Origin of the sequence: Corallococcus sp. BB11-1 (assembly GCF_026626625.1) — a bacterium.
Lineage (GTDB): Bacteria > Myxococcota > Myxococcia > Myxococcales > Myxococcaceae > Corallococcus > Corallococcus soli.
In genome coordinates, this window is record NZ_JAPNJY010000044.1 from 169,580 (window position 1) to 189,970 (window position 20,391).

1 protein-coding gene (running past one end of the window) is annotated in these 20,391 nt (G+C 71.4%); it reads left to right on the forward strand.

Annotated features, from left to right (window positions below):
* On the forward strand, nt 1-20,332 hold the 3' portion of the coding sequence (locus tag OV207_RS36850; RefSeq protein ID WP_267559754.1) for a non-ribosomal peptide synthase/polyketide synthase. It extends 16,073 nt beyond the left edge of the window; only the last 20,332 of its 36,405 coding nucleotides appear in the window; its start codon lies beyond the left edge, outside the window; it ends in the stop codon at nt 20,330-20,332.
* Nucleotides 20,333-20,391: the final 59 nt, after the last annotated feature.

Consider the following 20,391-nt stretch of genomic DNA (forward strand, 5'->3'; position numbering starts at 1 on the left):
CGGCCTGTCCGCCTACAACATCCCCGTCGTCCTCAAGCTGGAGGGCAAGGCGGCGGAGGAGCCGCTGGAGCGCGCCATCCAGGAGATCGTCCGCCGCCACGAAGCGCTGCGGACCACCTATGACAAGGTGGAAGGCCGTCCCGTGCAGCGCTTCCACCCGCACGTGCGCATCCCGCTGGAGCGCGTGGAGCTCACCGGCACGCCCGAGGAGCGCGAAGCCGAAGCCTGGCGCCTCGCCCGCGAGGACGCGGCGCGTCCCTTCGACCTGGTGAACGGCCCCGTCCTGCGCACCACGCTGCTGCGGCAGGCGGAGGACGTGCGCCTGCTGCTCGTCTGCATCCACCACGTCGTCTGCGACACGCTGTCCATCGCGATCTTCATCCACGAGCTGAGCCAGATCTACGGGGCCTTCCTCCAGGGCAAGCCGTCCCCGCTGCCGCCCCTGGGCGTGCAGTACGCGGACTTCGGCGCGTGGCAGCGCCGCACGCTCGCCGAACACCTGGTGCCGGAGCAGGAGCAGTGGTGGCGCACCCGGCTCGCGGGCATGCCGCGCCAGTTGGGCGTGCCCACGGACCGTCCGCGTCCGGAGAAGAGCCCGCTGACGTCGGAGCGCATGGACGTGGCGTTCCCGCAGGCGCTCGCGCGGGAGCTGGTGGCCTTTGGCAAGCGCGAGGGGTTCACCGGCTACATGACGGTGCTGGCGGCGTGGAACGCGCTGCTTCACCGCTACACGGGGCAGACGGACATCATCGTCGGGACGCCCATCGCCAACCGCACGCGTCCGGAGCTGCTGTCGCTCATCGGCTACGTGGCGCACTCGGCGGCGTTCCGCACCAGCCTCGCGGGGGACCCGTCCTTCCGCGAGCTGCTGGAGCGCGTGCGCCAGGAGGTGACGGACGCGCAGGCCCGCCCGGACGTGCCGTTCGAGTACCTGGTGGAGCAGCTCGTCCCGGGCAAGGACATCGGCCAGGACCGCATGGCCGACACCGTCTTCGTCTACCACAGCAACGCCGTCACCCACGTCAACGCGCAGGACACGATGGGCGTGCGCACGTCCATCGTGGAGATCCCCGGCCTGCCCGTGCAATGGGGCGCGACGCTGTCCGACCTGACGCTCATCCTGTCGGAGGGGCCCGCGGGCCTGCACGGCGCGTTGGAGTACGCCACCGAACTCTTCGACGCGGCAACCGCCCGGCGCATGATGGAGCACTTCCAGACGCTGCTGACGTCCGCGCTAGCGACGCCCGATGAGCGGCTCTCCCGCCTGTCGCTCGCCACCGAGGTCGAACGCAGCGCCTGGCCCCGTCCCCTCCCCGTCCCCACCGCGCCCGCGCTCCCCGCGCTCCTGGCCGACCGCGCGCGCCGTCATCCGGACACCGTGGCCCTGAGCCGGGAAGGACGCGCGTGGACGTGGGCGGAGCTGTCCACCCGCGCCAGCGCGCTGGCGTCCCGCCTGCGGGCGCACGGCGTGAAGCCCGGGGAGCCGGTGGTCGTGTGCCTGCGGCCGTCGCCGGAGAAGCTCGCGGCCCTGTGGGGCGTGCTGGAGGCCGGCGCCGCCGTGGTGGCGCTCGGCCCCACCGACCTGGGCAACCTCGCCGTCTACGCCCCGGAAGGCGCCTCCTCGCCGCGCATCGTGACGTGGAAGGGCGTCGTCACCGCCGCGCGCCTGGAGCCCTCGCGCGTGCTGCACGTGGAGGACGCGCTGGAGCACTCGGACGGGCCGGTGACTGGCACGGTCGCGGCCCTGGAGGAGACCGTCGCGTGGTTGCTGCCCGCGGGGGCGGGCCAGCCCGCGTGGGCGCTGGGACATGCCGCGCTGACGGAGCTGTTCGCCGGACTGGACGCGCGCCTGCGTCCCGCCGAGGGCAGCGCCTGGCTCGCGGCCACCGAGGCCACGGCGGAGCGGCCGGAGCTGGAGGCGCTGTGGGCGCTCTCGCGCGGCCTGCGCGTGGTCTTCCCGTCCGAGCAGGTGACGGCGCAGCTCGTGCGGTTGAACGGCGGGGGCCCGCGTGCGCGCGCGCTCGACGTGAGCCTGAGCTACTTCGCCAATGACGAGGACTCCATGAGCGGCCCGAAGTACGAGCTGCTGATGGAGGGCGCGAAGTTCGCGGACGCGAACGGCTTCGCGGCCGTGTGGACGCCCGAGCGGCACTTCCACTCCTTTGGTGGCATCTACCCGCAGCCGGCCGTCGTGGCCGCGGCGATGGCCGCCGTCACGCGCAACGTGCGCCTGCGCTCCGGCAGCGTGGTGCTGCCGCTGCATGATCCGCTGCTCGTCGCCGAACAGTGGGCCGTGGTGGACAACCTGTCCGCCGGACGCGTGGACGTGTCGGTGGCCACGGGCTGGCACGTGCGGGACTTCACCTTCGCGCCGCAGAACTACGCGGATCGCCGCAACATCCTGCTCAAGCACCTGGAGACGCTGCGCGCGCTGTGGCGGGGCGAACAGCTGCGGCGCCCGGGCGGCAACGGCGCCATGGTGGAGGTGGGCCTGCGTCCGAAGCCCATCCAGAAGGAGCTGCCGGTGTGGCTCACCGCCACCGCCAACCCGGAGACCTTCCGGCTCGCGGGCGAGCTGGGCGCGGGCATCCTCACCGGCCTCTTCGCGCACTCGCTGGAGGAGCTGAAGCCGAAGGTGGCGCTGTACCGCGAGGCGTGGCGCCGCAACGGGCACCCGGGCCGGGGCCACATCACCTGCATGCTCCACACGTACCTGGGCGACGACGACCAGGAGGTGCTGCGCATCGTGCGCAAGCCCCTGCTGAGCTACTTCCGCAGCTCCGCGGACATCACCGCGTCGCTGCTGGCGGCGCAGGGCCACCAGGGGGAGATCGACAAGTTCTCCTCGCAGGACCTGGACGTGCTCCTGGAGCACACCTTCGAACACCACGCGAAGGTGACGGGCCTCATCGGCACGGTGGACAGCGGGCTGCAGCGGCTGCGCGACGTGCGCGCCGCGGACGTGGACGAGGTGACGTGCCTCATCGACTTCGGCCTGGAGACGCCGGTGGTGCTGGAGGGCCTGCGCCGGCTGGCGAAGGTGCGCACCCTGGCGGAGGCGGAGGCCGCTGCCCGGCAGGAGCAGGTGCTGGTGGAGGGTGAGCAGGGCGTGGGCGAGCTGCTGGAGCTGGCGCGCCAGTCCGGAGCGGTGCTGCTGAACACCACGGCGCGGCTGGCCCGCGCGCTGACCGACCTGCCCGGAGCCCGCGAGGCGCTGGCGCCGTTCGGGGCGCTGGTGCTGGAAGGCGCGTCGTCGGAGCTGGCGTCCGCGCTGCAACGCGCCTCGGGCGTGGAGGTGCTGCTCGCGGGCGGCGCCGTCGAAGGCGCGCTGCTGCCCCGGGCCCCCGGCGAGCGTGTCCCGACGGGCCTCCAGGTCTGGGTGCTGGACGACGCGGGCCAGCCGGTGCCCGCGAACGTGGTGGGTGAGCTGGCCCTGGGCGGAGCTGGCGTGCCGTGGGCGCTGTGGCGCTCCGCCGAGGAGGAGCGTCGCCGGCTGGTGCCCCATCCGCTGGACGGGGCCGTGAAGCTGTACCGCACGGGCCGCACGGCGCGCCTGCGCGCGGATGGACGCGTGGAGTCCGTGAGCCTCCCCGCCGCCCGCCTGCCTCCGCCCGTGGCGCCGCGCCCGGCCACCGAGTCCCCCGCCAGGCCGCCGCCGCCCGCGCAGAGGACCGCGTCGGTGCCGGGCGCTCCGCCGCCCATCCCCCGCACGTCGAGGGCACAGTCGCTGCCGCTCTCCTTCCCGCAGGAGCGGCTCTGGTACCTCCAGCAGCTGGATCCGGCGAACGTCGCCTACAACAACACCGTCAACTTCCGGCTCACCGGCCCGCTGGACACGAAGGCCCTCCAGGCCGCGCTGGACGAGCTGGTGAAGCGGCACGAAGTGCTGCGCACCACGTACGCGCTGTCCAATGGCGGCCCGGTGCAGGTGGTCCATCCGACGGGCAATCTGCCCATGCCGTTGGAGGAGATCCCGGGTGACACGCGCGAGGAGCGCGAGGAGCGGATGCTGCGCCGCTGCCGGGAGTTCTCCGACATCCCGTTCGACCTGGCGACGGGCCCGGTGGTGCGGGCGCACCTGATGCGGCTGGGCGCGGAGGAGCACGTGCTGGGGCTGGTGCTCCACCATGTCGTCTCCGACGCGTGGTGCACGGTGGTGCTCGCGCAGGAGCTGACGGTCCTCTACGCGTGCTTCGGCGCGGGCCTGCCTTCGCCGCTCCCGGCCCTGCCGGTGCAGTACGCGGACTTCGCGGTGTGGCAGCGCAAGTGGCTGGAAGGCGCGATGCTGGACGAGCAGTTGCGCTGGTGGAAGGCCCAGCTCATCGGGGTGCCCGCGCTGGAGCTGCCCACGGACCGCCCCCGCCCCGCCGTGCAGTCCTACGCGGGCGAGGTGCACCGCTTCCACATCCCCCGGGAGGTGTCGGAGCCCCTGCTGACCCTGGGGCGCAAGGAAGGCGCCACGTCGTTCATGGTGCTGATGGCGCTCTACCAGACGCTGCTGGGACGCTACGCGAACCAGGACGACTTCGCGGTGGGCACGCCCATCGCGGCTCGCACGAGGCCGGAGGTGGAGGGCCTCATCGGCTGCTTCGTCAACACGCTGGCGTTCCGCGCGAAGCTGGAAGGCGCCCCCACCTTCCGCGAGCTGGTGGGCCGCGTGAGGCAGCAGGCGCTGGGCGCGTACGCGCGCCAGGAGGCCCCGTTCGAGCGGCTGGTGGACCTGCTCCAGGTGCCGCGTGACCAGAGCCGCACCCCGGTGGTGCAGGTCCTGCTCAACGTCCTCAACACGCCGGACTCCGACGCCTCCGCGCCGCAGTCGCTCCAATTGAAGCAGGTGGAGGTGCCCACGGGCACCGCGAAGTTCGACCTGGGACTGGACGTGTACGAGCAGCGCGAGGGCCTGTACTGCCGGCTCGAGTACGCCACCCGCCTCTTCGACGAGGCCACCGCCGCCCGCCTCGCCGGACACCTGACCCTGTTGGCCCGGGCCGTCGTCGCGTCGCCGGACCAGCCGCTGTCGCGCCTGCCCCTGCTCACGGAGGACGAGCGTCAGCAGGTGCTGCTGGAGTGGAACGACACGCGCGTGGAGTACCCGCGCGGAGAGCGCATCCACGACCTCTTCGAGCAGCAGGTCGCGAAGAGCCCGGACGCCATCGCCGTCACGTTCGAGGGACAGCACGTCACCTACGCGCAGCTCGACGCGAGGGCCAACCAGCTCGCGCACCACCTGGGCGCGCTGAACGTGGGCCCCGAGTCGCTGGTGGGCCTGTGCCTGGAGCGCTCGGTGGAGCTGGTCGTCGCGCTGCTGGGCGTGCTCAAGGCCGGCGCGGCCTACGTGCCGTTGGATCCGGCCTATCCGCGTGATCGCCTCCAGTGGATGATGGAGGACACCGAGGCCTCCGTGCTGCTGGTGCAGGAGCACCTCGTCGCGAAGCTGCCCCTGGACGGCGGGGCCGGTGCACGGCCGCACGTCGTGAGCCTGGACACCGGCTGGGAACAGATCGCCCGGCACCCCACGACGGCCCCGGCGCCGCGGGCCACCGCGGATGCGCTGGCCTACGTCATCTTCACGTCGGGCAGCACCGGGCGCCCGAAGGGCGCGATGAACGCCCACGCGGGCGTCGTCAACCGCCTGCGCTGGATGCAGGAGAAGGACGGCCTCACGTCGGAAGACTCGGTGTTGCAGAAGACGCCGTTCAGCTTCGACGTGTCCGTCTGGGAGTTCTTCTGGCCGCTGATGACGGGGGCGCGGCTGGTGTTGGCGCGGCCCGGTGGCCACCAGGATCCGGCCTACCTGGTGCGGCTGCTGTCCGAGCAGCGCATCACCACCGCGCACTTCGTGCCGTCCATGCTGCGCGTCTTCGTGGAGGAGCCGGGCCTGGAGGGCCTGACGCACCTGCGCCGGGTGATGTGCAGCGGCGAAGCCCTGCCCGCGGACCTGGTGCGGCGGGCCCAAGCGCGCCTGCCCGTCGCGGAGGTGCACAACCTCTACGGCCCCACCGAGACGGCCGTGGAAGTGACGTACTGGCATTGCCCGCGCTCGGAAGACCTGCGCCGGGTGCCCATCGGCCGCCCGGGAGCGAACACGCGGCTCCTCGTCCTTGATCGCCATGGCCAGCCCGTGCCGGTGGGCGTGCCCGGAGAGCTGTTCCTCGCGGGCGTGCAGGTGGGCCGAGGCTACTGGCGCCGCCCGGGCCTGACCGCCGAGCGCTTCATTCCGGATCCGTTCAGCGCCACGCCCGGCGCGCGCATGTACCGCACGGGCGACCTGGCGCGCTGGCTGCCTGACGGCACGGTGGAGTACCTGGGCCGAGCGGACTTCCAGGTGAAGCTGCGCGGCTTCCGCATCGAGCTGGGCGAAATCGAAGCCGCGCTCCAGGCGCATCCCGACGTGCGCGAGGCCGTGGCCGTGGTGCGCCCGGACGCCTCCGGCGACGCACGGTTGGTGGCCTACGTCACCGGGGACGCGGGCCCGCTGGAGGCCGCGGCGCTGAAGGCCTTCCTCCTGGAGCGCCTGCCCGAATACATGGTGCCCTCCGTCTTCATGCACCTGGGCGTGCTGCCGCTGACGTCGAGCGGCAAGACGGACCGCAAGGCCCTGCCCGAGCCTGAAGTCGCGGTGGTGACGCGAGGCCAGTACGTGGCCCCGCGAGGCGCCACCGAGCAGACCCTCGCCCGCATCTTCACGGACGTCCTGGGCGTCGAGCGCGTGGGGGTGAATGACAACTTCTTCGAGCTGGGCGGTCACTCGCTGCGCGCCACGCAGGTCGTCGCGCGCCTGCGCACGGCCTTCAACGTGGAGCTGGGCCTGCGCGTCCTGTTCGAGGCGTCCACCGTGGCCGCGCTCGCGCAACGGATCCAGGCGTTCCAGGATCCCAGCCGTCCGGCCTTCGGGGCCCCGCCGCTGACGGTCGCGGACCGGAGCGCGGTGCTGCCCCTGTCCTTCGCGCAGCAACGGCTGTGGTTCATCCACCAGCTCGACCCGACGGACACGACGTACAACATCCCCGCGGCCCTGAGGCTGGAGGGCACGCTGGACGTGGGCGCGCTCCAGCGCGGCTTCGAGGAGCTGGTGCGTCGCCACGAATCCCTGCGCACCACCTTCCGCATCGAAGCGGGAGAGCCGTTCCAGGAGATCCACGCGCCCGCGCCGTTGCCGCTGCCGGTGACGGACCTGACGCACCTGCCCGACGCGTCCGCGCGACAGGAGGAGGCCTTGCGCCTCGCCACCGCGGAGGCCCGCCGTCCATTCGACCTGGCACAGGGCCCGCTGCTGCGCACGTTGCTCCTGAAGCTGGGCGACACCGAGCACGTGCTGGTCCTGAACATCCACCACGTCATCTCCGACGGCTGGTCCGTGGGCGTGCTGGTGCGGGAGATCGCGGCGCTGTACGCGGCCTTCCTCCAGGGTCAGCCCTCGCCGCTGCCGGCGCTGCCCGTGCAGTACGCGGACTACTCCGCGTGGCAGCGGAACTGGCTGCGGGGCCCGGTGCTCGACGCGCAGCTCGACTACTGGCGCGGCCAGCTCACGGGGGCCTCGGCGCACCTGGAGCTGCCGACGGACAAGCAGCGTCCCGCGCGGCAGTCCTTCGAGGGCGCGGTGGTGCCGGTGCACCTGCCGCGAGCGATGAGTGACGCGGTGGAGGCCCTGGCGAAGCGCGAGGGCGTCACGCCCTTCATGGTGCTCCTGGCCGTCTGGCAGCTCGTGTTGCAGCGCTACTCGGGGCAGGAGGACATCTCGGTGGGTTCGCCCATCGCGGGCCGCCGGCACGTGGAGTCCGAAGCGCTGATCGGCTTCTTCGTGAACACGCTGGTGCTGCGCACGCAGGTGAAGGGTGACGTCAGCTTCCGCCAGCTCCTGGCGCAGGTTCGCGACACCACGCTGGGCGCGTACGAGCACCAGGACCTGCCCTTCGAGAAGCTGGTGGAGGTGCTGCATCCGGCGCGCGACCTGAGCCGCAGCCCCCTCTTCCAGGTGCTCTTCGTCCTGCAGAACGCGCCCGTCTCCGAGCTGTCCCTGCCCGGACTCAACCTGCGGGCCGTGGACGTCAACAGTGGGATGGCGAAGTTCGATCTGGACCTGACGCTCCAGCGCGAGGAGCAGGGCTTCACGGGCAGCCTCACCTACGCCACCGCCCTGTTCCATCCGGACACCGCGGCCCGCATGGTCACGCACCTGATGGTGCTGCTGGATGCGGCCATCGCGGCGCCGGAGCTGCCGCTGTCCCAGTTGCGGATGCTGACGCCGGCCGAGCGTCACTCGCTGCTGGTGGAGTGGAACGACACGCGCCCCCAGTTGCGTCGCGGCCTCATCCACGACCTCGTCGCCCAGCAGGTGGCGCGCACCCCCGACGCCACCGCCCTCGTCGTCGGCTCCGAGCGCCTCACCTACGCGACCCTGGAGGCCCGCGCCAACCAGCTCGCCCACCACCTGCTCGCCCTCGGCGTCGGACCCGAAGTCCGCGTCGCCCTCTGCCTGGAGCGCTCCGCCAACCTCCTCGTCGCCCTGCTCGCCATCCTCAAGGCCGGCGGCACCTACGTGCCCCTGGACCCCGCCTACCCCCGCCAGCGCCTCGACTTCACCCTCGCTGACTCCGGCGCCCGGCTGCTGCTCTCCCAGAAGTCGCTGCTCGACTCGCTCCAGCTCGACACCCAGGGCCTCGACACCCTCTGCCTCGACGCCCTCCCGGAGAGCGTCGCCGCACGGCCTGCTTCCGCCCCCAGCTCCGACGTGACGGAGGCAAACCTCGCCTACGTCATCTACACCTCCGGCTCCACCGGCAGGCCCAAGGGCGTCGCCATCTCCCACGCCAGCGCCACCGCCTTCCTCGACTGGGCCCTCGCCACCTTCTCCCCCGCACAGCTCAAGGGGACGCTGGCCGCCACCTCCGTCTGCTTCGACCTCTCCGTCTTCGAGCTCTTCGCCCCCCTCGCCTGCGGCGGCGCCGTCCTGCTCGCCGACAACGCCCTCGCGCTCCAGGGCCTGCCCGCCGCCTCCGAGGTGACGCTCATCAACACCGTCCCCTCCGCCATCGCCGAGCTGCTGCGCGGGGGCGCCATCCCACCCTCCGCCCGCACCCTCAACCTCGCCGGTGAGCCCCTCCCGGGCACCCTCGCCCGCGCCCTCTACGCCACGGGCTCCGTCGAGCACGTCTTCAACCTCTACGGCCCCACCGAGGACACCACCTACTCCACCTTCTCCCGCGTCCCCCAAGGCCCCGCCGAGCCCACCATCGGCCTGCCCCTTCCCGAGACGAGCGCCTACGTCCTCAGCCACCACCTGCACCCGCAGCCCATCGGTGTCCCGGGCGAGCTGTACCTGGCCGGTGCAGGCCTCGCGCGCGGCTACCTTGGCCGCGCGGACCTCACCGCCGAGCGCTTCGTCCCGGACCCCTTCAGCTCCACGCCCGGCGCTCGCATGTACCGCACCGGGGACCTCGCACGCCGTCGCGCGGATGCCCAGCTGGAGTACCTGGGCCGCACCGACTTCATGGTGAAGCTGCGCGGCTTCCGCATCGAGCTGGGCGAAGTCGAAGCCACCCTGCGCCAGCACCCCGCCGTCCAGCAGGCGCTCGTCCTCGCCCGGCGCGACTCACCCACCGGGGACCCGCGCCTCGTCGCCTACGTCGTCGCCTCCAACGTCCACCCCAACGACCTGCGCTCGCACCTCCAGCAGAAGCTGCCCGAGTACATGGTGCCGTCGGTCTTCGTCCCCCTCGCCGCCTTCCCGCTCACGCCCAACGGCAAGGTGGACCGCAAGGCCCTGCCCGCGCCGGAGGCAGGCACCGCGAAGGGTGAGCGCTACGTCGCTCCGCACACGCCCACGGAGCAGCAGCTCGCCGCGCTCTGGTCCGAAGTGCTCCGCGTCGAGCGCGTGGGCCGTGAGGATCATTTCTTCGAGCTGGGCGGCCACTCGCTGCTGGCCACGCAGGTGGTGTCCCGCGTCCGCGCCACCTTCGGGGTGGAGCTGCCGCTGCGCGCCGTCTTCGAGGCTCCGGTCCTCGAACAGCTCGCACAGCGAATCACCCAGGCCGGGAGCACCACCGCACTGCCCGCACTGAGGTCCTCGCCGAGGACGGACACGGCCCTGCCGCTGTCCTTCGCGCAGCAGCGGCTGTGGTTCCTCGAACAGCTCGACCCCGGGTCCGCGGCCTACAACATGCCGTTCGCCCTCCGGTTGGACGGAGCCCTGGACGCGGCCGTACTGGAGCGGGCGTTCACGGAGCTGGTGCGTCGCCATGAGACCCTGCGCACCACCCTGCATGACGAGGGCGGCACGCCCGTGCAGCGCATCCACGCACCCGCGCCCTTCCCCCTCGCGGTGCTCGACCTGAGCGAGCATGAAGCCCCCGAGTCCGAAGTGCGCCGTCTGGCCCGGGAAGACGCCAGCCGTCCGTTCGACCTCGTCCAAGGCCCGCTGCTGCGTGCCACCCTGCTGCGGCTCTCCGAGCAACAGCACGTGCTGCTGCTCAACCTGCACCACGTCATCTCCGACGGCTGGTCCAGCGGAGTGCTGGTGCGCGAAATGGCGGCCCTCTACGAGGCCTTCCGCCAGGGCCGTCCCTCACCCCTGCCTAAGCTGCCCGTGCAGTACGCCGACTACGCCCTCTGGCAGCGCCAGTGGCTGGCGGGCGACGTGCTCGCGCGGCAGGTGGCGTGGTGGAAGCAGCAACTGGAAGGCGCCCCCACGCAGTTGGACCTGCCCACGGACTTCCCGCGTCCGCCGGTCCCCTCCAACTTGGGTGCCAAGGTGTCGGTGCGCCTGTCACGCGAGCTGAGCCGGGCCGTCGAGTCCCTGGCGCAGCGCGAAGGCGCAACACCCTTCATGGTGCTGCTGTCCTCGTGGCAGCTCCTCCTGTCGCGCTACAGCGGCCAGAACGACCTCCTGGTCGGCACGCCCATCGCGGGACGCCGTCACGCGGAGACCGAAGGCCTCATCGGCTTCTTCGTCAACACGTTGGTGCTGCGCGCCCGTGTGGACACCACCCGCTCCTTCCGCCAGCTCCTGGCCCAGGTGCGCGAGTCCACCCTCGGCGCCTTCGAGCACCAGGATGTCCCGTTCGAGAAGCTGGTCGAGGAGCTGCAATCCCGAAGGGACCTGAGCCGCTCAGCGCTCTTCCAGGCATTCTTCTCCATGCAGAACCTGCCAGTGCAGGCCCAGGCTCTGCCCTCGCTGTCCCTGCGCCCCCTGGGAGACGACGAGGAGGGCCTCGCGAAGTTCGAGCTCTCGCTCGACTTGAACGAGACGCCGGAAGGCATCGTCGGCTCGCTCCAGTACCGCGTCGACCTGCTCTCCCAGGCCACCGCGGCGCGCATGGCCACGCACTTCCAGACGCTGCTGGAAGTCCTCACCGCGCAGCCAGACCTGCGCCTGTCCGAAGTGCCCCTGCTGACGTCCGGCGAGCGCCGGCAACTGCTCCACGCCTGGAACGAAACCGGTGATGAGCCGGCCTCCGCCATCACGTTTCCCATCGCCTTCGCGCAGCAGGCTGCTCGCACGCCGGAAGCGCCCGCCGTGCGCTTCAACGACACCGTGCTCTCGTTCGCGCAGCTCAACGCCCGCGCCAACCAGCTCGCACGCCACCTGCGCACCCTGGGCGTCGGGCCCGAAGTCCGCGTCGCGCTCTGCTTCGAGCGCTCCGTGGACATGCTCGTCGCCCTGCTCGCCGTCATGAAGGCCGGCGGCGCCTACGTCCCGCTGGATCCGTCGTGGCCCGAGCAGCGCCGCGCCTTCGCGCTCCAGGACTGCGCGTCTCCCGTGCTCCTCACCCAGCGACACCTCCCCACGTCCGGGCTCCCTGAGGGCCTCACCGTGGTCAGCGTCGATGGGCGCGAGACGCCCTGGGCCTCACTGCCGCAACACGACCTGGAGCCCATCGCCACCCCCGAGCACCTCGCCTACGTCATCTACACCTCAGGCTCCACCGGCACGCCCAAGGGCGTGATGGTGCGCCACGGCTCCGTCATCAACCTCCGCGCGGCGCTGAAGCGGACCGTCTACCAGGGCCTGCCCACCGGCACGCGCGTCAGCCTCAACGCACCGCTGGCCTTCGACGCCTCCGTGCAGCAGCTCGTCCAACTGCTCGACGGCCACTGCCTGTGCATCGTCCCCGAAGCCACGCGTCAGGACGCGGAGGCCATGGTGGCCTGGCAGCGCCAGCACCGGGTCGCCGCCATCGACTGCACCCCGTCCCTGCTGCGGCTGCTGCTCCAGGCCGGGCTGCTTGAAGGCAACGCTGCCCCCACCCTGCTGGTCCCCGGTGGTGAAGCCCTCGACGAGGCCACCTGGAACACGCTGGCCGCCTCCGAGCGCACCCGCGCCTTCAACGTCTACGGCCCCACCGAGTGCACCGTCGACACCACCACCTTCGCCGTCCGTCAGGGCTCGAAGCCCACCCTGGGCGGCCCGCTGCTCAACACGCGGGCCTACGTGCTGAACCCCAACCTGCAACCGGTTCCCGTGGGCGTGGCCGGAGAGCTCTTCATCGCGGGCGAAGGCCTCGCTCGCGGCTACCTGGACCGTCCCCACCTCACCGCCGAGCGCTTCCTCCCCAATCCCTTCAGCACCGACGCTGGCGAGCGCATGTACCGTACCGGCGACAAGGCCCGGTGGAAGGAAGACGGCACGCTGGAGTACCTGGGCCGCATCGACTTCCAGGTGAAGCTGCGCGGCTTCCGCATCGAGCTGGGCGAAATCGAAGTCGCGCTCCAGGGCCACCCCTCGATCCAGAACGTCACGGTCGTGGTCCGTGAGGATGTCCCGGGGGATCAGCGCCTCGTCGCCTACGTCGTCGCGTCCAATCCCGACCCCAGCGACCTGCGCGCATTCCTCAAGCAGCGGCTGCCCGAGTACATGGTGCCCGCGACCTTCGTCACGCTGGACACCTTCCCGCTCACGCCCAACGGCAAGGTGGACCGCAAGGCCCTGCCTGCACCGAAGGCAGACACCGCGCGACGCGAGCACTACGTCGCCCCCAGGACGTCCACGGAACAGCGGCTCGCCGAGCTGTGGTCGCAGGTGCTGCGAGTCGAGCGCATCAGCCGTCAGGCTCACTTCTTCGAACTGGGAGGGCACTCGCTCCTGGCCACGCAGGTGGTGTCCCGCATCCGCACCGCCTTCGGGGTGGAGCTGCCGCTGCGCGCCCTCTTCGAGGCGCCGACCCTCGATCAGCTCGCCCTGCGCATCGAGCACGCGGATAGCACCGGCGCGCTGCCCTTCCCGCGGCCCATGCCGAGGACGAACGACCCCCTGCCCCTGTCCTTCGCGCAGCAGCGGCTGTGGTTCCTCGATCAGCTCCAGCCCGGAGACCCGTCCTACAACATCCCGTTCGCCCTCTGGCTGGACGGAGCCCTGGACGCAGCCGCGCTGGAGCAGGCCTTCACGGAGCTGGTGCACCGTCACGAAGCCCTGCGCACCACCCTGCATGACGAGAGCGGCACGCCCGTGCAGCGCATCCACGCGCCCGCGCCCTTCCCCCTCGCGGTGCTCGACCTGAGCACGCACGAGGCTCCGGAGACGGAAGCCCGCCGCCTGGCGCACGCCGATGCCCGGCGTCCGTTCGATCTCGCCCGAGGTCCGCTCCTGCGAGCCACCTTGCTGCGGCTCTCCGAGCAACAGCACGTGCTGCTTCTCAACCTGCACCACGTCATCTCCGACGGTTGGTCCAGCGGAGTGCTGGTGCGCGAAGTGGCGGCCCTCTATGAGGCCTTCCGCCAGGGCCGTCCCTCACCCCTGCCCGAACTGCCGATCCAGTACGCCGACTACGCCGTCTGGCAGCGCCAGTGGCTGGCGGGCGACGTGCTCGCGCGACAGGTGAGCTGGTGGAAGCGGCAGCTCGCGGGAGCTCCCACGCAGTTGGACCTGCCCACGGACTTCCCGCGTCCGCCGGTCCCCTCCAACCGGGGTGCCAAGGTGCCGGTGCGCCTGTCGCGTGAGCTGAGCCGGGCCGTCGAGTCCCTGGCGCAGCGCGAAGGCGCAACACCCTTCATGGTGATGCTGTCCTCGTGGCAGCTCCTCCTGTCGTCCTACAGCGGCCAGGACGACCTCCTCGTCGGCACGCCCATCGCGGGCCGCCGTCACATGGAGACCGAAGGTCTCATCGGCTTCTTCGTCAACACGCTGGTGCTGCGCGCCCGTGTGGACACCACCCGCTCCTTCCGCCAGCTCCTGGCCCAGGTGCGCGAATCCACCCTCGGCGCCTTCGAGCACCAGGATGTCCCGTTCGAGAAGCTGGTCGAAGAACTCCAGCCTCAGCGAGACCTGAGCCGCTCAGCACTCTTCCAGGCGTTCTTTTCCATGCAGAATCTGCCGGTGCAGGCCCAGGCACTGCCCTCGCTGTCCCTGCGCCCCTTGGGAGACGACGCGGAGGACCTCGCGAAGTTCGAGCTCTCGCTCGACATGAACGAGACGCCGGAAGGGATCATCGGCTCGCTCCAGTACCGCGTCGACCTGCTCTCCCAGGCCACCGCGGCGCGCATGGCCACGCACTTCCAGACGCTGCTGGAAGTCCTCACCGCGCAGCCAGACCTGCGCCTGTCCGAAGTGCCCCTGCTGACGTCCGATGAGCGCCAGCAACTGCTTCACACCTGGAACGAAACCGGTGAGGCACAGACCTCCACCATCACATTCCCCGTCGCCTTCGCGCAGCAGGCCGCCCGCACGCCGGAAGCGCCCGCCGTGCGCTTCAACGACACCGTGCTCTCGTTCGCGCAGCTCAACGCTCGCGCCAACCAGCTCGCACGCCACCTGCGCACCCTGGGCGTCGGGCCCGAGGTCCGCGTCGCGCTCTGCTTCGAGCGCTCCGTGGACATGCTCGTCGCCCTGCTCGCCGTCATGAAGGCCGGTGGCGCCTACGTCCCGCTGGATCCGTCGTGGCCCGAGCAGCGCCGCGCCTTCGCGCTCCAGGACTGCGTGTCCCCCGTGCTCCTCACCCAGCGCCACCTCCCCACCTCCGGGCTCCCGGAGGGCCTCTCCGTGGTGAGCGTCGATGGGCGCGAGACGCCCTGGGCCTCACTGCCGCAACACGACCTGGAGCCCATCGCCACCCCGGAGCACCTCGCCTACGTCATCTACACCTCCGGCTCCACCGGCACGCCCAAGGGCGTGATGGTGCGCCACGGCTCCGTCATCAACCTCCGCGCGGCGCTGAAGCGGACCGTCTACCAGGGCCTGCCCTCAGGCACGCGCGTCAGCCTCAACGCTCCGCTGGCCTTCGACGCCTCCGTGCAGCAGCTCGTCCAACTGCTCGACGGCCACTGCCTGTGCATCGTCCCCGAAGCCACGCGTCAGGACGCGGAGGCCATGGTGGCCTGGCAGCGCCAGCACCGGGTCGCCGCCATCGACTGCACCCCGTCCCTGCTGCGGCTGCTGCTCCAGGCCGGGCTGCTCGAAGGCAACGTCGCCCCCACCCTGCTGGTCCCCGGCGGTGAAGCCCTCGACGAGGCCACCTGGAACACGCTGGCCGTCTCCGAGCGCACCCGCTCCTTCAACGTCTACGGCCCCACCGAGTGCACCGTCGACGCCACCACCTTCGCCGTCCGTCGGGGCTCGAAGCCCACCCTGGGCGGACCGCTGCTCAACACGCGGGCCTACGTGTTGGACGGGAGTCTGCACCCCGTTCCCGTGGGCGTGGCAGGGGAGCTCTTCATCGCGGGCGAAGGCCTCGCGCGCGGTTACCTGGGCCGTCCTCACCTCACCGCCGAGCGTTTCGTCCCCAATCCCTTCGGCACCGACGCTGGCGAGCGCATGTACCGCACCGGTGACAAGGCCCGTTGGAAGGAAGACGGCACGCTGGAGTACCTGGGCCGCATCGACTTCCAGGTGAAGCTGCGCGGCTTCCGCATCGAGCTGGGTGAAATCGAAGTCGCGCTCCAGGGCCACCCCGCGATCCAGAACGTCACGGTCCTGGTCCGCGAGGATGTCCCGGGAGACCAGCGCCTCGTCGCGTACGTGGTGCCGACCACCGCGCTGGATCCGAACGATCTGCGCGCGTTCCTCAAGCAGCGGCTGCCCGAGTACATGGTGCCCGCGACCTTCGTCGCGCTGGACACCTTCCCGCTCACGCCCAACGGCAAGGTGGACCGAAAGGCCCTGCCCGTGCCGGAGGCAGGCACCGCGAGGCGTGAGCGCTACGTCGTCCCCAGAACGTCCACGGAACAGCGGCTCGCCGAGCTGTGGGCGCAGGTGCTGCGAGTCGATCGCATCAGCCGTCACGACCACTTCTTCGAGCTGGGAGGGCACTCGCTCCTGGCCACGCAGGTGGTGTCCCGAGTCCGCGCCAGCTTCGGGGTGGAGCTGCCGCTGCGCGCCCTCTTTGAAGCGCCGGTCCTGGACCAGCTCGCCCTGCGAGTGGAGCAGGCCCACGGCGTCACGGCCCTGCCCGCCCTGGTCGCCACGACGAGGACGAACGGATCCCTGCCGCTGTCCTTCGCACAGCAGCGGCTGTGGCTGCTCGAACAGCTCCAGCCCGGAGGCTCGGCCTACAACATCCCGGCCGCGCTGCGACTCGAAGGCGTGCTGGAAGTGAGCGCGTTGGAGCAGGCCTTCACGGAGCTGCTGCGCCGCCACGAAGCCCTGCGCACCACCCTGCATGAAGAACGCGGCGCGCCCGTGCAGCACATCCACCCGCCGACGCCCTTCCGGCTGCCGGTCGTGGACCTGAGCACGCACGCCACCGCGGAGGCCGAGGCCCATCGCCTGGCCCGGGAAGAAGCCGCGACACCGTTCGAGCTCGCTCGGGGCCCGCTCCTGCGAGCCCACCTGCTGCGGCTCTCCGAGCACCAGCACGTGCTGCTCCTCAACCTCCACCACGTGGTGTCCGACGGCTGGTCCAGCGGGGTGCTGGTGCGCGAGGTGTCCGCGCTCTACGAGGCCTTCCGTCAGGGCCGTCCCTCGCCGCTGCCCGAACTGCCGATCCAGTACGCCGACTACGCCGTGTGGCAGCGCTCGTGGTTGCAGGGCGAGGTGCTGGAGCGGCAGGTGGCGTGGTGGAAGCAGCAGCTCACGGGTGCGCCGCATGCGCTGGAGCTGCCCACCGACTTCCCACGTCCACCCGTGCAATCCGAGCGAGGAGGCGCCGTCCACTTCCGGCTTCCCGTCTCGGTGAGCCAGGCGCTGGAGTCGCTGGGACAGGAGGAGGGAGCGACCCTCTTCATGGTCCTGCTGGCCTCCACGCAGGCCCTGCTCGCGCGCTACTCCGGCCAGGATGACGTCGTCATCGGCACACCCATCGCCGGCCGTCGCTTCGAGGAGCTGGAAGGCCTCATCGGCTTCTTCGTGAACACGCTGGCGCTGCGAGCCCGGATGGAGGACGCGCCCACGTTCCGGCAGTTGCTCGCCCGTGCGCGAGAGACGACGCTGGGAGCCCAGGCCCACCAGGACGTGCCGTTCGAGAAGCTGGTCGAGGAGCTGCACCCGCGACGAGACCTGAGCCGCACGCCGCTCTTCCAGGCGATGCTCCTGTTGAACAACACGCCCGCTTCGAGCCCCGTCGCGCCCCAGGGAGCGCTGTCCATCCGCCCCGTGGAGGTGGAGGACCACGCCGCGAAGTTCGACCTCACGTTCGCCTTCGCCACGTCACCGGAAGGGCTGCAAGGCACCATCACCTACAGCGCCGCGCTCTTCCGGGAAGAGACGATCCAGCGGCTCGTGCAGCACCTCCAGGTGTTGGTCGAGTCCGCGGTGGCCCGTCCCGACACCCGCGTCACCGAGCTGCCCATGCTGACGCCGGCCGAGCGTCACACGCTGCTGGTGGAGTGGAACGACACGCGCACCCAGCTGCGTCGCGGCCTCATCCACGACCTCGTCGCCCAGCAGGTGGCGCGCACCCCCGACGCCACCGCCCTCGTCGTCGGCTCCGAGCGCCTCACCTACGCGACGCTGGAGGCCCGCGCCAACCAGCTCGCCCACCACCTGCGCTCCCTCGGCGTCGGACCCGAAGTCCGCGTCGCCCTCTGCCTGGAGCGCTCCGCCAACCTCCTCGTCGCACTGCTCGCCATCCTCAAGGCCGGCGGCACCTACGTGCCCCTCGACCCCGCCTACCCCCGCCAGCGCCTCGACTTCACCCTCGCTGACTCCGGCGCACGGCTGCTGCTCTCCCACCAGGCGCTGCTCGACTCGCTCCAGCTCGACACCCAGGGCCTCGACACCCTCTGCCTCGACGCCCTCCCGGAGAGCGTCGCCGCACGGCCTGCGTCCGCCCCCAGCTCCGACGTGACGGAGGCAAACCTCGCCTACGTCATCTACACCTCCGGCTCCACCGGCACGCCCAAGGGCGTCGCCATCTCCCACGCCAGCGCCACGGCCTTCCTCGACTGGGCCCTCGCCACCTTCTCCCCCGCCCAGCTCAAGGGGACGCTGGCCGCCACCTCCGTCTGCTTCGACCTCTCCGTCTTCGAGCTCTTCGCCCCCCTCGCCTGCGGCGGCGCCGTCCTGCTCGCCGACAACGCCCTGGCCCTGCCGAGCCTGCCCGCCGCCTCCGAGGTGACGCTCATCAACACCGTCCCCTCCGCCATCGCGGAGTTGCTGCGCGGGGGCGCCATCCCGCCCTCCGCCCGCACCCTCAACCTCGCCGGTGAGCCCCTCCCGGGCACCCTCGCCCGCGCCCTCTACGCCACGGGCTCCGTCGAGCACGTCTTCAACCTCTACGGCCCCACCGAGGACACCACCTACTCCACCTTCTCCCGCGTCCCCCAAGGCCCCGCCGAGCCCACCATCGGCCTGCCCCTTCCCGAGACGAGCGCCTACGTCCTCAGCCACCACCTGCACCCGCAGCCCATCGGTGTCCCGGGCGAGCTGTACCTGGCAGGTGCCGGCCTCGCGCGCGGCTACCTCGGCCGCGCGGACCTCACCGCCGAGCGCTTCGTCCCGGACCCCTTCAGCTCCACGCCCGGCTCCCGCATGTACCGCACCGGGGACCTCGCGCGCCGTCGCGCCGATGCGCAACTGGAGTACCTGGGCCGCACCGACTTCATGGTGAAGCTGCGAGGCTTCCGCATCGAGCTGGGCGAAGTCGAAGCCACCCTGCGCCAGCACCCCGCCGTCCAGCAGGCGCTCGTCCTCGCCCGGCGCGACTCGCCCACCGGGGACCCGCGCCTCGTCGCCTACGTCGTCGCCTCCAACGTCCACCCCAACGACCTGCGCTCGCACCTCCAGCAGAAGCTGCCCGAGTACATGGTGCCGTCGGTCTTCGTTCCCCTCGCCGCCTTCCCCCTCACGCCCAACGGCAAGATTGATCGCAACGCGCTCCCCACGCCCGACGCGGGGCTCGCCCGGACCACGGGCGAGTACCAGGCGCCGAGAGATCACCTGGAGCAGGAGCTGGTCACGATCTGGGAGGAGGTGCTCGGCATCCAGCGCATCGGAGTGACGAGCCACTTCTTCGAACTGGGAGGCCACTCGCTGCTCGCCGTGAGGCTCATGGCAAGCATCCGCGAGCACCTGAAGCGAGAGCTGCCGCTGTCCGCGCTGTTCCAGGCGCCCACGGTGGAGCAGCTGGCCGCGCTCCTGCGCGAGCTGCCCGAGACCTTCTCGCCCCTCGTCGCCATCCGGCGCGGAGGAACCCGCCGTCCGTTCTTCTGCGTCCACCCCGTCGGCGGCAACGTGCTGAGCTACGCGGAGCTGGCGCAGGGGATGGGGACGGATCAGCCCTTCTACGCGCTCCAGTCGCCGGGGCTGGATGGCAAGCCGCTGTCACCCAGCACCATCGAAGAGATGGCGGCGACCTACGTCGGGCTCATCCGCACTGTCCAACCCCAGGGCCCCTACCGCCTGGGAGGCTGGTCCATGGGAGCGTTGGTGGCCTTCGAGATGGCCCGCCAGCTCCAGGCCGCCGGTGACACCGTGGAGGTGCTGACCCTCATCGACCCGAGCAACGCCACCGAGGTGCGCGTCAGCATCGACGTCGAGGATCCCGGTCAGGTGCTGGCCCAGTTCGCCAGCGACCAGGGCGGACTCTCCGGTCAGGACGTGGGGATCCCCGCTCCGGCGGTGCTCGAACGGGGCCTGGACGCGGCGCTCGAGGACCTGATGGTCCAGGGGCGTGAGTCAGGCCTGCTCAGCCCCCAGGTGCAGCTGCCGCAGGTGCGAACCCTCTTCGAGGTCTTCGCCAACAACCTGCGCGCCATGAAGCACTACCAGCCCCAGCCCCTCGCGGGCCGCATCGTCGTGCTGCGCGCCAGCGAGCGGCCGGCGGCGGAGCAGAACGACCGGGGTTGGAGTGCGCTCGCCCAGGACGGACTCCTGCTCCTGGACGTGCCCGGCAACCACTACAGCGTGCTGCGCGCCCCGAACGTGCGGACGCTGGCGGAGCGGCTGAAGCGACTGCTGACATAGGCGCCCAACCCCAGACGTCGTACGCGCGCACGGCAATGTCCTATCTAGCCACGAATAGG